This window comes from Rhizobium leucaenae USDA 9039 (genome assembly GCF_000426285.1).
Lineage (GTDB): Bacteria > Pseudomonadota > Alphaproteobacteria > Rhizobiales > Rhizobiaceae > Rhizobium > Rhizobium leucaenae.
The window spans coordinates 1-16561 of record NZ_AUFB01000046.1 but is presented as its reverse complement, the minus strand read 5'-3'; the positions used below and the strand labels follow the sequence as shown (position 1 = coordinate 16561).

15 protein-coding genes and 2 pseudogenes are annotated in these 16561 nt (G+C 59.2%); 11 read left to right on the top strand and 6 right to left on the bottom strand.

All coding sequences use genetic code 11. The features are described 5' to 3' along the window. Positions 1-95: 95 nt before the first annotated feature. Together msuE and glmS are read right to left on the bottom strand one after the other, a co-directional pair. The gene (msuE, locus tag K290_RS0130775) at positions 96-626 is read right to left on the bottom strand and encodes an FMN reductase (protein WP_004119752.1); all 531 of its coding nucleotides are present in this window, start codon (positions 624-626) and stop codon (positions 96-98) included. A gap of 71 nt (positions 627-697) precedes the next feature. Beyond that, complete coding sequence (gene glmS / locus K290_RS0130770; RefSeq protein WP_004119766.1) at positions 698-2524, bottom strand: glutamine--fructose-6-phosphate transaminase (isomerizing); 1827 nt, start codon at positions 2522-2524, stop codon at positions 698-700. Between the two features lie 493 nt (positions 2525-3017). Between glmS and K290_RS0130765 the strand changes: the two genes are divergently transcribed. After that, entirely contained in the window at positions 3018-3734 is a 717-nt protein-coding gene (locus K290_RS0130765) for a hypothetical protein (RefSeq protein WP_004119769.1), read from the top strand. 130 nt (positions 3735-3864) lie between these two features. On the opposite strand, the gene K290_RS0130760 is transcribed toward K290_RS0130765, so the two are convergent. Next, complete coding sequence (locus tag K290_RS0130760) at positions 3865-4374, bottom strand: Hsp20/alpha crystallin family protein (protein ID WP_004119772.1); 510 nt, start codon at positions 4372-4374, stop codon at positions 3865-3867. A gap of 94 nt (positions 4375-4468) precedes the next feature. Beyond that, positions 4469-4927, bottom strand: a complete 459-nt coding sequence (locus tag K290_RS0130755) for an Hsp20 family protein (RefSeq protein WP_004119775.1) — start codon at positions 4925-4927, stop codon at positions 4469-4471. A 273-nt stretch (positions 4928-5200) separates the two neighbouring features. On the opposite strand from K290_RS0130755, the gene K290_RS38810 reads away from it, so the two are divergent. Then, a complete protein-coding gene (locus K290_RS38810; RefSeq protein ID WP_276307826.1) occupies positions 5201-5323 on the top strand; it encodes a hypothetical protein in 123 nt (40 codons plus the stop codon). Positions 5324-5505: 182 nt separating this feature from the next. Here K290_RS38810 and K290_RS0130745 read toward each other — a convergent pair whose 3' ends face one another. Continuing rightward, positions 5506-6591 carry an extracellular catalytic domain type 2 short-chain-length polyhydroxyalkanoate depolymerase gene (locus K290_RS0130745; protein ID WP_004119777.1) on the bottom strand — a complete coding sequence of 362 codons (1086 nt, stop codon included), beginning with the start codon at positions 6589-6591 and terminating at the stop codon, positions 5506-5508. Positions 6592-7225: 634 nt separating this feature from the next. On the opposite strand from K290_RS0130745, the gene pmtA reads away from it, so the two are divergent. The 9 genes and pseudogenes from pmtA to K290_RS35425 form a co-directional block, all read left to right on the top strand. Further along, positions 7226-7816, top strand: a complete 591-nt coding sequence (pmtA, locus tag K290_RS0130740; RefSeq protein ID WP_004119780.1) for a phospholipid N-methyltransferase PmtA — start codon at positions 7226-7228, stop codon at positions 7814-7816. Between the two features lie 1188 nt (positions 7817-9004). Next, positions 9005-10108: a DUF3991 and toprim domain-containing protein gene (locus tag K290_RS0130735; protein WP_240535449.1), complete on the top strand. Its 1104-nt coding sequence runs from the start codon at positions 9005-9007 to the stop codon at positions 10106-10108. Positions 10109-10219: 111 nt separating this feature from the next. Beyond that, positions 10220-10732, top strand: coding sequence for a DUF1419 domain-containing protein (locus tag K290_RS0130730; protein ID WP_210305302.1), 513 nt, complete (start codon positions 10220-10222; stop codon positions 10730-10732). Then, a complete protein-coding gene (locus K290_RS38125) occupies positions 10729-10923 on the top strand; it encodes a hypothetical protein (protein WP_028755183.1) in 195 nt (64 codons plus the stop codon). Before K290_RS0130730 ends, K290_RS38125 begins: the two co-directional genes overlap by 4 nt. Positions 10924-11307: 384 nt before the next feature. Next, on the top strand, positions 11308-12051 hold the full coding sequence (locus K290_RS0130720) for an NYN domain-containing protein (protein WP_004119790.1): 744 nt from the start codon (positions 11308-11310) through the stop codon (positions 12049-12051). A 337-nt stretch (positions 12052-12388) separates the two neighbouring features. Continuing rightward, positions 12389-13352, top strand: a pseudogene (locus tag K290_RS35430) (ParB N-terminal domain-containing protein); the annotation flags it as partial. Between the two features lie 382 nt (positions 13353-13734). Further along, complete coding sequence (locus tag K290_RS0130705) at positions 13735-14322, top strand: hypothetical protein (protein WP_004119792.1); 588 nt, start codon at positions 13735-13737, stop codon at positions 14320-14322. 301 nt (positions 14323-14623) lie between these two features. After that, positions 14624-15547 (top strand): ArdC family protein, encoded by a 924-nt coding sequence (locus K290_RS0130695; protein WP_028755179.1) that lies wholly within the window; start codon positions 14624-14626, stop codon positions 15545-15547. A gap of 624 nt (positions 15548-16171) precedes the next feature. Then, positions 16172-16348: pseudogene (locus K290_RS35425) on the top strand (DUF736 family protein); the annotation flags it as partial. Between the two features lie 110 nt (positions 16349-16458). Here the strand turns inward: K290_RS35425 and K290_RS36820 are convergent. Then, positions 16459-16561: DUF736 family protein (locus tag K290_RS36820; RefSeq protein WP_154668699.1), on the bottom strand; the 103-nt coding region annotated here is incomplete at its 5' end.

The following is a 16561-nucleotide window of genomic DNA, read 5'->3' as shown; positions in this document are numbered from 1 at the left end:
CAACGTTGTCTTCGAGGCGGTGAATACCGCTAAATCGCCTCTTAAGGTTCGCGTGGGACAATAGAGCCTGTTGCGCCGACGTTTGCTGCGTCTGGTCATCCTATTGCGTATGCTGCTTCCTCGACAGCCCGGCCTACACGCATGCGGATGGCCTCGGAAATCACCTCCCCGTGGGCGAAGTCATTACGGGTGGCATAGATTGCGGTCGGCATCGCAAGCGCTTCAAAGAACCCGAACAGAGGGCGCAACTGATGCTCGACGACAAGCGAATGACGCTCGCCTCCGCCCGTCGCAGCGATGATGATAGGCTTGCCCCTCAGCGATGTTGGATCGAGCAAATCGAAATAGTGCTTGAATAGGCCGGTGTAACTGCCCTTGTAGGTGGGTGAGCCTACAACCAGGACGTCTGCCTCCAGCATTTGGTCTACGACCCCGCGTGCTTGAGCGCTGAGGTCGTCTAGCCGTTTGGCCGCCAATAGTGAAGGTCCAAGGTCATCGACATCGAAGGACTGCGCCACCGCTCGCGTTTTGATTGCCAATTGCCCGACGATATGGTCGACGAATGTGCGCGTCGTGGACGGTCGTGTTATGTTCCCCGAGAAGCCAAATATCTTCGTTTGCGGCATGTCGATCTCCAAATGCTCAGCAGTTATAAGTCATCTAAACTCTGTCATTCGTCCCTTACGGAAACGATGACCTATTCGACGGTGACTGATTTCGCCAGATTGCGCGGCTGATCGACGTCCGTGCCCGCAAACACGGCCGTATGATAGGCGAGTAGTTGGACCGGCAGCGAGAAGATCATCGGCGCAATGATCTCGTCCACATTTGGAAGAACGATTGTTTGCATCGTGTCGAGCTTCAAGGCGCGAGCGCCCTTCTCATCCGTGATCAAGATGATCCGTCCGCCGCGGGCCGCAACCTCCTGCATGTTGGAAGCGGTCTTATCGAAAAAGCGGTCGTGTGGTGCGATCACGATAACCGGCATGTTCTCATCGATGAGAGCAATTGGACCGTGTTTCAGTTCGCCGGCAGCATACCCTTGCGCGTGAATATAGGAAATCTCCTTTAGTTTCAGGGCGCCTTCCATGGCCAAAGGGAAGCTGGTTCCGCGGCCAAGATAGAGCACGGCGCGGCACTTTGCCAATTCACGCGACAGAAGTTCGATCCTGGGTTGGATGCTGTTGAGCACCTGCCCAATGACGCGCGGCATCTCGGCAAGCCGGGCGACCAGTGTCTGTTCCTCCTTCTCCGTAAGGGTGCCACGCGCCCTGCCGGCAGCAACCGCGAGCGCAGCCAATACGGCGAGTTGGCATGTAAAGGCCTTCGTAGACGCAACGCCGATCTCCGGTCCGGCGAGGATCGGGAACACAGTGTCGGACTCTCGTGCTATCGTCGATTCGGGCGTGTTGACGACTGCACCGGTCTTCAAGCCGTGCTCCTTGCAATAGCGTAGGCAAGCAAGTGTATCGGCCGTCTCGCCCGACTGTGAGATGAAGAGAGCTGCCACCTGTGGCGAGAACGGGATTTCGCGGTACCGAAATTCGGAGGCGACATCAATTTCGACCGGCAGACGTGCGTAGTGCTCGAACCAGTATTTGCCGATTAGTCCGGCCAAGTACGCAGTGCCGCAGGCGGAGATCGCCAAGCTTTGCACGTTGGTGAAGACGGTGTCGCGCCAAGCCGCGACCACCTGATTGTCGCTGAAGTTGATGTAATGGCCAAGGGTATCGGAGATGGCCTCCGGCTGGTCGTAAATCTCCTTCTCCATGAAATGGCGATAGTTGCCCTTGTCGATCATATGGGCCGTCACCACCGAGATCTGCCGCGGTCGGGTGGTGACCTTTCCGTCGATATCGAAGATACGGACGCCAGTCTTGTCGATGACCGCCCAATCGCCGTCGATCAGGTAGGTGATCTCGTTAGTGAAGGGCGCCAGCGCAATCGCGTCCGATCCGAGAAACATCTCGCCGCTTCCGTGACCGATCGCGAGCGGCGGGCCATTCCGGGCAGCCATGATGGTCGAAGGGTCCTCCTCGAAGAGCAGAGCCAGCGAGTAAGCGCCTCGGACGCGCTTCAGCATCGCATGCATAGCTTCGCGCCGGGCCATGCCGTCCCGGCGAAGTCTTGCCACGAGATGCGCGATGACCTCCGTGTCGGTGTCGGTTTGGAACTCGGTGCCGGCCGCGGTCAGCTCATCCTTCAATTCGGCGAAATTCTCGATTATCCCATTGTGGACGACTGCGATGCCGTCGCTAAAATGTGGGTGGGCATTGCGTTCCGTCGGCGCGCCATGGGTTGCCCAGCGCGTATGGCCAATGCCGATTGTGCCCGCCAGGGGCAGTTCTTTCAGCTTTGCTTCAAGGTTGAGGAGCTTGCCCTCACAGCGCCGGCGATGGAGCGCTCCACCGTCGATCGTCGCGACGCCTGCCGAATCGTAGCCACGATATTCAAGCCGTTTCAATGCGTCTATCAACCGGTCCGAAACCGGATGATGGCCGACAATACCCACAATCCCGCACATACATTCTCCGCGTTTTCGCATATCGGCCACAACGCACTCACCTAGTCCGTCAGTCTGGAGTGAGCGAAGCTGCTTCACTCCTTGATCGCCATGACGGCTATCATTCCGTCAGAACTCCGTGGCAAAACCGTCGTGCTGTCGCGCTAAGCCAAATTCAGCGCGTTCTAACGGCACTCGACTTATTGGAAAAATCGATTCTTTGGATCGCACCCATTTACGTCATGGATTATCGCCGCATCGGTTTTCACGCTGGGACGACGGGTGCCGCCTCGGACATAAACCGGCCGGTTTCCCAAGGCAGAGGTAACGTCCGTCATGATGCGCTCAGCAGCCATCATTGGTGCCAGGTATCTACGGAAACCTTGAAAGCGGGACGGTAGGTCCGCTCACACAGCCTTTTAGAAGTCACCTTCGAGCGTTCTTGTGGGAAAGCCTCCCTGGCAATAAATATCGTCTCGACCGCTCATCAAACTCGCACAAAGGATGACTTTTCGTGTCAATTTACTGTTGGAAGTTTATACGGGTTATCGCATTTGCACCTGCTGCTGCGATCATGCTGGCCGCGCATAGCATATCGGCGCAGGAATCGTTCACCACGGTGCAATGGCCAAACACGCCAACGGCACGGATTGAGGCGCTTGCGATTCTCCAGACCTTGAATGCAACTCTCCTGAGTAATGCTAGTGCCACTTTGACGCTCGACCGGTGGTGTGCCGGACACAATCTCGCACCGCAAGGTTCTAAGATCGTTGCACAGCGGGTACGCGGGAGAGACAAGCCCGTCAATAGCCGCATCCGAGAACTTCTGGCGGTCGGCCCCGACGAGCCCATCGCCTACCGACATGTCCGCCTCGTTTGCGGCAATCGCGTCCTTTCTGAGGCTGACAATTGGTATGTTCCGGCAAGGCTGACAATGGACATGAATAAAGCGTTGAATACGAGCGACGTTGCCTTTGGCAGAGCCGTCCAATCTCTTAAATTCACCCGCACAAATCTATCTTCCAATTTGCTGTGGTCCCCTCTTCCAGAAGGATGGGACGTGGAAAAGGAACTACCGACACCCGCAACGGGATCTCTTATACTACCGCCCTTTCTTCTCGAACATCATGCAGTGCTGAAGCTTCAGGACGGCACTCCGTTCAGTGCGCTGGTCGAAAGCTATACGAGCAATGTATTGGACTTCCCGCCTCCACCTCTGCTTACCCACTAAGTGCCCATTGGCGCTGCGACCAAAAGCGCAGCGCCCGGGATGGTATTTTCGATCGCGACCGTAAGACAGCGTCGCCGTTGCCGAAGCTCGTCGGGTGCGTTTGTACCCGGCGAGCTTGCAGCTGTCGGTATTATTCGGTGTTGTCGATGGCGATCCGCTTGACGTTGGCTCGCTCCTTCTCGGTCTTCGGCAGCGTCACCGTAAGAAGGCCGTTCTTGAACGTTGCGGCGACCTTACTCTCATCAAGCTGGCGACCCAAAGCCAGTCGCCGTTCGAAGCGTCCGTAATAACGCTCGCTGAACCCGCGATCCTTGTCCTCGGTATCGGACTTGTTTTCACCACGAAGCGTAAGCACGCCGTCTTTCAGCAGCAACTCGATATCCTCTGGATCGATGCCCGGAATTTCCGCTATCACTCGGATTTCGTCGTCATTCTCCTTGATCTCTACGTGCGGCCACTCGGCGCCAATCGGCGATGTGCCACCAAACAACGATGGCGGACCGAAACTGCGGAAGACTTCGTCGAACAGACGGTTGACATTGCGGTGAAGCGACAGGAACGGGTCTATGTCGTCGCCACGATAGACGTTCGGAACCTGGCTGTTGCCACGGCTCCATGGGATCAGGTCACGTACACTCATGACTATCATCCTTTCTTCGGTTTTTTTCTCCTGTCGTGCGATGACGTCCTTGGCGGTTCGGGAACAGCCGAGGAGTAAGCAGGTGCGCATCACGCTAGGCTTTGGCGCCCTCAATCTGCTTTGAAGCGGCTTTGGCAGTCTCGGCTTGGATGGCAATCCGACGCGACTTCATCTCCACAGGTGTTTCCTTCTTGAGATTGATGAGGAGTAGCCCGTTTTCGAGCTTTGCTCCTTCGACGATCACGTGATCAGCCAGCTCAAATCTGCGCACAAACGACCTTACGGGAAGGCCTTGATGCAGATACAGTGCTTCGTCGTCCTCGGACTTCGCGCCGTTCACCACGAGCATTTTTGCCTCGTGGGTGATCGTCAGTTCGCTTTCGGCAAAACCTGCCACCGCGATCGCGATGCGATACGTGTCTTCGCCGAGTTTTAGGATGTTGAAAGGCGGCCACTTGTCGGCGTTAACGCTGGCATTTTCGAGAAGATCGAATATGCGGTCGAAGCCGATGCTGGACCTATAGAAAGGGGTAAGATCGAGGTTTGTTCTCATAGCTACATCCTCCACGGAGCAACATAGATACGAGGAACGCCAAGAAGCTCGGCGCCCCTGACGTAGTCGACTCTTTTTGGCGTCGACGACAGATGAAATGGGTAGCTAGCGAGGTAGGGTCAAGAGGGCGCGCAAGACTTTTCGAGCGGGAGTGACTCAAACAATCACTATAAGTTCATACGGTTAGAAATCTAGACGTTCGAGAGCTTTGGAATCTCACCATCGTGTTAAAACCGCAAAAATCAAAACCGAGATAGGTTGGCGCGATGCCAAATGGATTACAGTTCGCGCGTCATTTTCATTCCGATGCCGCGCGTAGAAACTCATAAGAACCTCTTTGTCCATGCGCAGAAGGTCGTCACGTTCGATCTCTCGAACGATGGTAATCTGAAGTGAAATTCCTTTCGAACGCTCGGGAGAAGATGCCGTAGGGCGTCGAATCTCGCCAATATGGTCAAGGTTAAGCTCGGCCCCAAGGCGCAACGCGGTTATGATGCCCGCGTGTGGTAACACTCGGTCCACCCAAGGAGAACGGATGTCGCCACGGCGATAACTGCAGGTGTCTTGGCGCTTCGCCGTCAGAGGGCGCCCAGAGCAGCGATCATCTTCATAATGGCGTCCATTTGGACAGCACCCTTGATCGCATAGTTGCTGCCTGTAAAGCCCCACCAGTCCCAACAACCCCGGGGATTATACGGCCTCCGGAGTGACTTATTGACTTGCGGATACAGCACTATGATACCGTTGGTATCCGCCCAGTTATTCAGATAGAGCTTGGTATACCAATCGTCCCCAATCGATTGCTGCGATTGGCGGCAGCCATGGATGGAAACATGCAGTTTGCAGTTGGCCCTAGGCTTGCCGCAGCTGTCGGGGATAAAGACATGCCCCACATCCGCCATGCTCGACACCGGGTTGGCGGCCCCGTAGAGTTTCTGGTCGAACGCCCTCAACTTCCCAGTTGGTTTGGCGGCCGGCTGGTTAAGCTTGCCATAGATGAACTGCAAAATCGCGCCAGCCTGGTCGTAATTGTTGTCGTTGGCAGTATTTGGGGGATCGTTCACACATTCGTTGATGTACGGCGTTGCGTTGGTCGGGCACAAATTCCCGAAGACCTTCGAAACAAACGAGTGACCGGCAGGGTAATTGCTGACATAGGCGAGGTTTGAATCGGGAACTCGGGCCAATTTGAAAAACTGGACGCTAGCATCGACGGCACTTTGCTTGACGATCGTATCGGCCGTACCGCTGAAAATGTAAATCTTCTTTGATCCAAGGTTGGAAAGCGGGTCGATGGCGCCGATCCGCGAAGACGTTTCCGCCGCAGCGAACAACATCGCAGGATTTGGAGGAACGCGCGGCACTTGGCCCATGCAGATTCCCGTATAGGTGAGATTGCCCATAGCGCAAAAATAAGGTCCACCAGCGACAATGCCGGCTCCCATGAAACTTGATGAATACGCGACCTGCAACTGCGAGGCCATGAACGCTCCCGATGATAGGCCCGACACCGAGATCGCGTTGCGATCGATCTTCAGTTTTGGCAGCGCTTGGGTTTGTGCCACCCCGGTCAGCAGCAGCAGGCTGAAACTTGCGGTGACAATTCGTTTAACCAGGCTACAAAACCTGGTTTTCTTCCAATCCGGAAAAATCTTTGCGCTCATACCCTCATACCCCTTTGCGGGAATAGCTTTGGTCGCGCCCTTAAATTTGCGACCAGATTGTCAGAGGAGGCTTTTCGTGCCGCATGCGGTTCACTGCCCCTGCCGAAAGCCACAGATTCGATTGCAATTGTTGCCGCGCTGCTAAACATAGAAGATGCCCAACCTCGGATCGAATGTCGTGGTGCATTCCTCCACGACTGATTTCGTACAAATTTCATGCCACCAAAAACGGCATATCATCAAAATGTCGGGGCATGGCTCCTCGCCCGTGCGCCGCGTCGACGTATTCCGACAAAATCGTATGTCGCTCGCTTTTGGAGACGTGACGAATTGATTGGTTCGTTGACAGCCTGATCGGGGAGCCCTCAGCGATCATTGTGAGTGTGCTTTAACTGTGATGGAACTCCCGAGAATATGGTAAAGCTGGCATTTCTTTCGAAGTATGCCGGTCTGAACCGGAGAACCAAGGCGCCCAAAGGGCGTGGCTTGGTAGTGAATGGTGCTCGCCGCGGGTTTCTTTTATGAGCAAAAGGCGATGTTGAGCTGAAAATGCCGCCGCCGGGCTTGCATTTGTCGCATTTTGACGGTGTTTGTCGCTCCCATGATTCTGATCGGGTGTCAAAGCGGAGGCAAAATGGGCGTGCGGCAGCGGCTGGGGTTGAAGTTCAAGGATGAGATCGCGTTCCTGAAGGGCTGGAAGCGCGACCGCACAGCGGTAGGCGCCATAACGCCCACTTCCGTTGCGACGGCAAAGAAGATGGCAAGCGTTATCGATCCTTTCTCCAGCCTTCCTGTCCTTGAACTGGGTCCGGCAACCGGCGTAATCACAAAACAGATCCTGGCGCGCGGCGTTGGGCCCAAGGAGCTCTTGTCCATCGAGTATTCGCCCGAGTTCTGTCGGCATCTTCAGCAGGAGTTTCCCGAGGTCGACGTTCGATGTGGAGACGCCTTTGCGCTGGATCTCGTTCTGGGCGCTCAGCGAGGTGCAAAGTTCGACTGCGTCATCTCCGCTGTGCCCCTCCTTCATTTGCCGCCTTCAAAGCGATTGTCGCTGATCCTCGATCTTCTCGAACGGATTCCGACAGGGCGGCCCGTCGTCCAAATCACCTATGGATTGCTCTCTCCAGTCGTCGCGCTTCCCGCCGGATACGAGGTCCGTCATCTGGCTTTCATGATGCGCAACATTCCGCCGGCACAACTTTGGACCTACCGAAAGACGAGATGACCTCGGCCATCTCATAAACATTGATCGAAAAGTTTTGATCGCTGGGCTGATGACGAACGCGACCGATGTGGAAAGCGCTTGGGCGGCTTTCCAGACGCGCGCTGCCCTTCGTTCGACCAGCGCCCAGAGCGGGCCGAACGATCGAAGATCGAGGCCTCGCGGCGGCCAAGAAATGTCCGTCTCTATCTCATCGCGGACAATCGCTCCGGCAGTCACACCGCGCCGGCGGTTTGCTCAATGTCATCACGTTGATCGTGAAAATGGCGCTGACTGCCCAGCGCTTTCGGGAAAAAGGGCCGCCGTAAGAAGGGTGTTGCTCGCGCCGGGGATTGGATCCAGCGACTGCAACGGGCATTGCGCCAAAGCGCATTGCAAAGCCCGCCAAAGCGCCATCCAGATTGCAAAAGTCGATCTGTTGGGCACCAAAAGCGGCCTCATAGAAGTCGGCAACCTCTGTTCCCGGCCATCCTCTAAGCTAAGAACAAAGACATTCCGATGCTGATATCGTTGGCTATCTCAATCCTCTCTCATCAGGGGAATCACCGAGTTCAAATATGCCATAAGCCGGTCGATACGATGGCATCGCGCAGGCAGGCGGCCGATGAAATCCGCCCGGCATTTCGAGACCGCAGGCCGCAGATCGTGACCTGGTCGATGCAGTCGAGCGTCGTTGCGTGAGGCACCTCCCTAACCAGTCCAATCCCGCTCTCTGTTGATGGAGTCCTGGCCCGGTTCCGGATCTTCCACCCGCGAGCGGTCCGCTAGCCATGCTGCGGCCGCTTCCGCGTCGCGCAGCGGTGATCGCGCCCTCCCCGGGCGGGCCTTTTGTGGAGTGATCGAGCGGGAATTGGGCCGCTCCGAAGGAACCACTCACATGTCGCACGAATCTCTCACTCGCCCAGTCCCACGCTTTCCAGCTCTCCCGCAACCTGATGGTCCCGGTCACCCTCTTCTCCGTCGACGGCGGATAACGGCGTCCTGCCGTCCGACGCAATCGACGCCGATGAACGATCTTGAGATCGTCCATGAATACACGCCTTGGCATTGAGCCGGCGGCATGGCCTGCGGCGTGCCGCTAGCGAGCGGCAGGCCGCAAGGGAGGCTTCGCCGCGGTCGACCTTGCACGATTCACCAAATTGCCAGCCGCGCCCTTGCGTCCTTTGCTCTTCGCGGCCGCTGAAGTGGCCGATGAATAGAACTGACGAGCAGGAGGCGATCGCTTTCGCGATCGGAAGGAAAATGGAGAGAAGAGAAATAGAATCGCTTCGCGACAAGGTAAGCTGCGCCGCCGTGCTGGATAAGAACGGGTTTGCCATTGACGTCAAGGAAAGCACCCGGCGGGCGGTCAAGTACCGCCGCGGCAGTGAGATCATCATCGTGACGCATGGAGGGCGTGGATGGTTCGATCCGCTCAGCGATGCGAAAGGCGATATCTTTGGATTGGTCGAGCACCTTGACCGTGTTGGCTTTTCGGCATGCGTCGCAAAGGTCGCGGACCTCATAGGCTTCCATATTTCCAAGGCTGAGTGGCAGCCTGGCATTCCGGACGGCCAATCCGACCTTCCGCTTGGCGATCGCTGGCAGGCGCGCCGCCGCCCCTGGCGGGGTTCATCAACATGGCGGTACCTGCAGGACGTGCGTTGCCTGCCGACGGTTCTTTTATGCTCGGCGATCAAACGCAACCTTCTTCGCGAAGGTCCGCAAGGCACCATGTGGGCCGCCCATACGAACGAGGCAGGCGGTGTCACAGGCTGGGAGGCGCGCGGTCCGCAATACCGCGGGTTCGCCTCGGGAGGAACGAAGGTTCTCTTTCGTCTGGGGTCGCGTGCAGCGGTGCGACTGGCCGTCACGGAAGCTGCGATCGACGCGATGAGCCTTGCGGCAATCGAGGGCCTGCGAGACGGCACACTCTACCTCAGCACCGGCGGCGGCTGGTCGCCGACCACGGCCGCGGCACTCCGCAGGCTTGCGTCGGGCCCCAACGTCCAGCTTGTCGCTGCCACCGACGCCAACCCACAAGGCGAGATGTTTGCCGAGCGACTACGCGCACTTGCCGAGGAGGCGGGATGCGACTGGATGCGACTTCGCCCGTCACAAGAAGACTGGAACGAAGTTCAGAAGCTACGCCCGAAGCGGGGCAGCGAGAAACAGAAATTGGAGGAAGAAGCGAAAGAGGAAGAGGCGTGCCGCAGGCGAGCCGGCCGCGTCAAGGGAGGCTTCTCCCGGCTAAAGCCAGCCCTGGATGCGGGAGGTCGCGATGCCGGCGGCAGGAAACGGATCACGAAGGACTGAAGAAGATGGCAGGGTCGAGAGGACTGAGCCGCGCTTGGTCCGCCCGCGCAAGGAGCCGCAAATGGCCTCTTCCCTCCGCAAGTGTTTCAGGGCGTCGCAAGCCGCCAGCAGATGTTTCCCACGTTCGACCGCCACGTCCAGCGACCCGATCGTCGGGACCGTGACGCAACTCCGCTCTATGCAGGCGAATGGTTCGAAATCCCCGAGGCCGAGCACGATTACATGTTCGAGATCCTGCCGCCGCTCTGGATCCGCGGCTCGCTGTTCGCGATGCGGGAATTCCTCACCGGCTCGGTGACATACGTGTTCTTCGCGCTGCGCATCGACGAGGCGATCCGTTACTTCCACGGTTACTGCGACCTCTCCGACAAGGTGTACGACGAAGTCGCCGCCAAGCTGCCGGTCCAACTGCGCCACCTCCCCGCGCCGATCGCATCTGTGCGCGACCTGGTTGCGCGCGGCAGCGCCGATGCCGCGACGTATGGCGGTTACCGCAATCGACGGCTATCACTACACAACCCTGCTGCAGCGCACCGGCGCAACCCAGGAGCTCGATCTTGCCGTCACCATGACGCCGCTCGGCGCGGTTTCACGGCTCGAGCATGCGCTCGACGGTGTCGATGAGGCGCAGGAGCGCTATCGGTATCGCTTGCACGAGGCCGAGCGGCGGTCTTGTCTCCTATCGCTCGCGCGACGGCGGCATGTTCGCGTTCGCGGACGACCTTTCCGACAAGCGCCAACAGGTTCGGGAGGTCGATGAGGTCCTGGCGACCGCGGCGCGCGGGGAAACGGCGGGGACGTCTGACGCCGCTTGACGATCAAGCCCGTCTCGATGGGTCGTCCGTGGCGGTGCAGCACGCGCATAGCTGCATTGCACAATAAATGTTTTCCTTCCGATCAAAAATTAATCATAGTGCACACAGCTGATGCACATGGCGGATTTCCTCCCAGTGCCGCCGCAGCAGCTGTTCCCCTCTGGAGGTTTATTGACCTTCACGCTTCATGGGCCGCGGTTTTCGCTGGCCCATTTTTTTTGTTCAGGTCATCCGACGATTTATCCGCGCACGATCCTGACGCGACTCCCCTTGCCAGCAAACTGCGCGTGGTCCGATAGCATCTGACACTTTCGGGCTTGTGAGGCATGGGCCCCTTGTCCATCTTGTGGTCTTCGGTCCATTAGGACAGATTGGAGCTATCGAATGCCTGAAACACGTTCACCGCGACTTGCTGTACTAATTGACGCTGACAATGCGTCGGCCAAGATCGTTGACGGCTTATTCGAGGAAATAGCCAAAATCGGCGAGGCGAGCGTCCGACGCATATACGGTGACTTCGCAAACGCTCGCTCGAAAGCCTGGATCGACGTCCTTGCCAGGCACGCGATCATTCCGCAGCAGCAATTTGCCTACACGACCGGTAAAAATGCCTCTGATATCACACTTGTGATCGACGCCATGGACCTCCTCCACAGCGGGCGCTTCGACGGCTTTTGCCTTGTTTCCTCCGACAGCGATTTTACACGCCTCGCCTCTCGGATCCGTGAGCAAGGCATCGATGTGTTCGGTTTTGGCGAGCAGAAAACGCCCGAAAGCTTCCGCCAGGCGTGCCGGAGGTTTATCTACACTGAAAACCTCCTCTCTTCAGCGCCTACAAATGGTGGCGATGCTACTCAGGCAACTCCTTCGCTCCAGCCGCCAAGTGCAGCGGCGCCGATCATCAGAAAGGTCATCGCGCAGATGGAGAGTGAGGATGGTTGGGTGCCGCTCGGCGCAGTCGGAACGCAGCTTGCGAACCTCTCTTCAGACTTCGATCCCCGAACATATGGATTCAGGAAGCTCAGCGACCTCGTGAAGAAGACAAATGCGTTCGAGATAGACCATTCGGACAGCAGACCTCTGCGCATCCGCGTCAAACAACCTTCTGCCAAGAAAAGCGCCAAGTGACGTTTAGTACGGGTCTCCATCAGCACGTTTTGGTTCGCCGCATCCTCCAAGCTTTGTGGTGAGAGAGCAAGGGATAGGCGAATGGAAATGGAAGAAAAGATGGAGGAAGACTACTCGCAGATCGAGTAGCCGGGCGTCGCTGACGCTCAACCGCGCCGCTCGCAATGGCGGCCACTGGTCCTCGCAGGGCTGTCAGCTCCGCTCGTCCTTCGCGGCAGCGATGCTCGGCCGCAGTTGCACCCGGCTGCCCGCTCCGCGCTTCGGGTCGTGTCTTCGGAAGGAATGAAGACGCGAAGGACAGGCAGAGGCCTGTCCAATCCTCGAAAAGGAATATCCCATGCAATTGATGAAGGTCGATCCGCGTGCGTTAAAGGACGACCCCGACAACACGCGCCAGTCGAAGTCGACGCCCCAGGCCGACGCCCTGCTTGGCGACGATCAAGGCCGTCGGCGTGATCCAGCGCCGGTCATTTCCCGGAAGCCGGCGGCAACGGTTACATCATCGAAGCCGGTCACCGCCCCACCAGTGTGGCGATCGCCGCCGGTATCGAGGAAATCGACGTGGTCGTGGTCGCGGTGGCCAACGACAACGGCGCGATGCGCTCGATGACCGAGAATATAGCTTGTGCCTTAATCCCATCGATCAATGCGCGGCATCGAGCGGCTGGTCGCGCTCGGCTGGACCGAGGAGGCGGTCGCCGTAGCGCTTGCCTTTCCCGTCCGCCAGATCCGCAAGCTTCGTCTGCTCGCAAACCTCTTGCCCTCCATGCTCGATCAGATAGCCAAGGGCGATATGCCGAACGAGCAGCGGCTCAGAACGATTGCGGCCGCCTCGCACGACGAGCAAAAAGAGGTCTGGAAGGCCCACTAGCCGAAGAAAGGCGAACGGCGGCCTGGTGGCAGATCGCCAACGGTCTCACAAAGACCCGTATGTATGCACGTGATGCAAGCTTCGGCGACGATCTGCGCCAGGCCTATGGGATCGAGTGGGCGGAGGACCTGTTCGGCCCTGCCGATGAGGACAATCGCTATACCACCAATGTCGAAGAGTTGCTTGGCGCCCAGCAGGAATGGATGGCGAGCAACGTGCCGAAGAAGGGTACCATCGTCGAAGTCAACAATTGGGGCCAGCCGGACCTGCCGAAGAAAGCCGAACGCGTCTACGGCAAGCCAGGCAAAGGCGACTGTACCGCGATCGCGAGGGCAAGGTGCACAGCGTCCACTGCCGGATGCCGGAGGTCAGGAAGCCCACCGGTCAGACCGGCCCGGCAGCTGATGGGGCGGAGGAGGCCCGTAACAGCCGAGGCCGGCTGATCCGCAAGGAGGGCGAGCGCAGCCTCGGCGCCACCAGCCTTTCGTGGGAGCGCCTGTCGTTGATTTGAGGACGTCACCTTCCTCCCCATGCCGGATTGCCCTTCGTTTTGCTGCGGTCTGAACCGGCGGCCGTGCGCTTCCAGGCCGCTATCGCGCCGCGGAGCGGCCGGACCCCGCCGTCCTTCACGGAGCAGGCTTGCGTGCTTTATCGAGGACAGGTTGCCCTCTTCGCACGCAAACCGGCTCCGCTCGTCCAGGAGGGGCCGGACCTTGAGGCGCCCGTCTTTCCGCCGGTCCGGGGTGACCGCACCGAAGGGCAAGCCGGCATGGGGCCGGAGCCGCTTCGGACGACCTCGAAAGGAAACGACCATGGCCAAGTCCACTCCCTCATCCCGGCAATCCACGCGTGTCGTGCAACTGCGCAAAGGCGCCACCGTCGACATGGTTCGGCTGACTTGCCCCGACGCCATGCAGGCGCTGAAGATCGCCGAGAGTTTCGGAACCGCCGTCATCGACAGCGACGGCATCCGCGACCTGCACGAGCGGCTCGTCACGGAGACAGCCGACGCGCTCGGCGACGGCCTTGGCGACAAGGCCATGCAGATCCACCTGCAACGGATCGTCGGCGCCTACGTCGGCTCCGCCCATGGCGCCGGCCAGTTCTACAGCCGCGCGGTCACCGAGGCACGCGATGCCACGGCCAAGGCCGCCAACGATGCCCGGGACGAGGACCTCGACGGTCCCGTCGGCTATGACAGCGCCGCCCAGCGTAAGCGCGAATTTGCCGCCGACATGGGCATACAGGCCCATTCGCTCAGAATGGCGGCGGAAGGCGCCGTCGCCGCCTATGTCCAGGTGATCGGCGAGAGCTGGAAACCGTTCGACCGTCCCGTCGAACAACCGGGCCGCGCGCTCGACCGCAAGGCTGCCGAAGCGCAGATCTCCGCCTTCGACTAGCCACTTCCGGCGGGGTTCCGGCCCCGCCTTTTCCATCAACTCGAGCCGGCCGGTTCCATGGCGGGACCGGCCTGTTGTCGTTTTGCGAACCCGGCCAGCAAGGAAAAAGAAATGAAGCCGATGGCACGCCCGTCGCCGCCCGTTCCTTCGTCGGGTCTGCAGGAGCCGCCGGCGGATGCAACGGCTTCGCCGTCCTCCACTGCGTTGCGGCTGTTCCGGTGCATCCACCGGCTGATCTGCTCCTGCTTTCGCCCTCCGTAACGGGCGGCGACGGGCGCGGCCTTGAAACGGAGGTTTGGATATGAGCAAGACAGAAAATCAGCGGGGCGATCTCTACAGCCGCATCACCGACAGGATCATCGAAGACCTGGCGAAAGGCGTGCGGCCCTGGATGAAACCATGGAATTCGGCGAACACGGCAGGCCACATTACCCGCCCGCTGCGTTACAACGGGCAACCCTATTCTGGCGTCAACGTGCTGCTTTTATGGTCGGAGGGTATCACACGGGGTTATACGTCATCCACATGGATGACGTTCAAGCAGGCCCTGGAACTGAGCGGCGCAGTGCGCAAGGGCGAGACCGGCACGACCGTCGTCTTCGCAAGCCGATTCACCAAGTCCGAAACCGACGGGAACGGCGGCGAGGTCGAGCGGGAGATCCCTTTCCTGAAAGCCTACAGCGTCTTCAACGTCGAACAGATCGACGGACTTCCCGACCAGTATCATCACCGGCCGGCACCGGTTCTCGATCCGGTTGAACGGGTTGGGCATGCCGATCGGTTCTTCCGCGACACCGGCGCTGCAATCCGCCATGGCGGCAACCAGGCCTTCTTTGCGCCTGCCGCCGATCTCATCCAGATGCCACCATTTGAGAGCTTCAAGGATGCGGCAAGCTACTACGCGACTTTAAGCCACGAGGTCACGCACTGGACGGCGCCGGCCCACCGCCTCGCTCGCGACCTCAGCCGCTATGCCAAGGACAAATCCGAGCGAGCCCGCGAGGAACTGATAGCGGAGCTCGGTAGCTGCTTCCTTTGCGCCGATCTCGGGATTGTTCCCGAGCTCGAGCCCCGCCCCGATCACGCCTCCTACCTCGACTCCTGGCTTAAGGTCCTGACCGACGACAGACGGGCGATATTCCAGGCGTCGGCGCATGCGCAACGGGCCGTAGCGTTCCTGCATTCGCTGCAGCTCGCCGCAGCCGACGAGCGGCTCGTCGCGTGAAGACTTGTCAGCGCCGGTCGTTGGCCTCGCCAGCGGTCGGCAACTCTTGCCCGTCGGTCGGGGGGCGCGTCACGATCAGCCGCGAGGTCCAGTTTGCCCCAGATCGAGGTTGTCCGGTCGATCGGCTTGAGCTTCCGGGACGGCTTGATTTCGACGATAAACGGCTTTGTCTGCTGACGTATAGATCCTCAGGCGACGGTTCGCGAGGCGCCGCGATAGCGCGGAGCGGGCAATGCAACGCCCTCACGCTGGGTGGTTCTGCGAGGTTTGGGCTAGGCATGTGGACAAGACAGCGGACTGATCGTTGTAGCGTCCGGGCAGGCACCGGGGACGGGCTGCCATTGCCATATCCCTTCGAGCACTGCAGCAAGCCACGTCCTTCGCGGGCTCGATGAGGCATGTCTGATCGAAGACCGGCTTCGCCTCGATCGTCTTCCCGCAACGGCCTTGCGAAACTTTCTTCCGCTGAGCGCGATGCGCTCATTCCTCGCGGAGCAACAAAGCTTCTCCTGGCCGCCCGCCATTTCATTTCGGCCCTACGGGTGCGGACCGATCGTCCCCGATCCTTGCGACAGCCATCGAGGCCGCGATGGGCGCGGCCCGAGACAGCAAAGGAATACGACAATGGCAACCATCGGCACCTTCACCACCTCCGAAACCGGCTTCAACGGATCGATCCGCACGCTCGCCCTCAACGTCAAGGCCCGCATCGCCCGCATCGAAAACCCCTCCGACAAGGGCCCGCACTTCCGCATCTACGCAGGCAACGTCGATTATGCTGAGAGTGTGATTATGCGGAGTGCTGATCGCTGAAGGCTGGATTTCTCGACGATAGCGGCGGCTTCTGCTCCGCATAATTCCACTGGTGTGGAAGAGGCGCCCCGCCGTGAAGCGGAGCGCCGATGTGCTGGTCAGCGCGACCAGATGAGCTTGTGCTCGCCCTTGTCGCCCTGGACCAGGGAGGCGTAGACCGGGGCCGTGAAGGACGGATCGTCGAGCTTGAGCGAGAGGTAT